Annotated in this window: 1 protein-coding gene; it reads right to left on the bottom strand. The window is 62.5% G+C overall.

Features of this window, described 5'->3' with window-relative positions:
- Window positions 1-30 precede the first annotated feature (30 nt).
- A protein-coding gene (locus GFD32_RS13170) for an IS3 family transposase (protein ID WP_240455654.1) occupies window positions 31-1,172 on the bottom strand; the annotation gives its coding sequence in 2 pieces (ribosomal slippage) (window positions 31-911 and window positions 911-1,172; 1,143 coding nt in all).
- Window positions 1,173-1,235 lie beyond the last annotated feature (63 nt).

Raw genomic sequence — 1,235 nt, 5'->3', positions numbered from 1 at the left:
TGTTCTGGTCAAGTCAGAGCGGACACATTTTCAAGCCGCAGCTGCCAGTTCAATCTCCCTCGGCGTCTGGTAGCCCAGGGTCGAGTGGAGCCGGCAGCTGTTGTACTCCATCTCGATGTACTCGATCACGTCCCACCGTGCTTCCTGGCGGCTCCAGTATCGCTGGCCAGCCAGCCACTCGCTTTTCAGTGAGCCGAAGAAGCGCTCCATGACGGCATTGTCCCAGCAGTTCCCCTTGCGGCTCATCGAGGCCTGGAACCCGTGCCGATCCAGCGTGGCGCGGTAATCACGAGACGCGTACTGACTGCCGCGGTCGCTGTGATGGATCAACCCGCTCTCGGGCTGTCGGCGACCTACGGCCATCTCCAGGGCGTCCAGCACCAGCGACGTGCGCATGTGGTCGGCCATCGCCCAGCCCACTAACTGCCGGTCGTGGAGGTCGAGCACCGCCGCCAGATAGAGCCAGCCCTCCAGCGTCCAGATCGCGGTGATGTCGGCCACCCAGGCCCGGTTCGGTTCCGCCACCATGAACTGGCGGTTCAGCAGGTTGGGTGCCACCGGCAGGCTGTGCTCACTGTCGGTGGTATGACGCCACCGGCGCCGCTGCCGTGCCTCTACGCCGGCTTCCTGCATCAGGCTACGGGCCTGGTAACGGCCGACGTCGTAGCCGCGGCGTCGCAACTCTCTGGCCATGCGGCGGCTGCCATAGCTGCCACGCTTCTGGCGATGAATCTCTCTGACCTCGTGGAGCAGGGCCTGACGCTGGTCATCAGGGCCACGTCGTCGCCAGGCATAGAAACCACTCCGGCTGACCCGCATGACCCGACACAACACGGCCACGGGATAGGTGGCCTTCTCCGACTCGATGAACTGGTATCTCAGCTCGACTCTTTGGCGAAGAAGGCCGCCGCCTTTTTTAAAATATCCTTTTCAATCTGAAGCTTACGAACTTCTTCGCGGAGCTTCTTGATCTCGGCGTCGCGATCATCCTCCTGCCGCCCCGGGATGCCGGAAGGCTGCTGACGGTGCTTGCGGCACCAGCGGTCCAGCACGCTGCGCTCCACGCCTAGGCGCCGGGCGGCCTCAGAAACGGAATACCCCTGATCGATCACCAGGCTCACCGCATCCGCCTTGAATTCATCGGAAAACCGACGTCGAGTCTTCTTGGTCATGAACACCTCCACTGCCTCCATTATGAGGCTTATCGGGGTGTCCGCTCCAATTGGACCACTTCA

Source organism: Halomonas faecis (genome assembly GCF_010993975.1).
In the GTDB taxonomy this organism is placed as follows: Bacteria; Pseudomonadota; Gammaproteobacteria; order Pseudomonadales; family Halomonadaceae; genus Halomonas; species Halomonas faecis.
The sequence above is the reverse complement of the archived record's forward strand: the minus strand, read 5'-3'. Positions and strand labels throughout refer to the sequence as shown.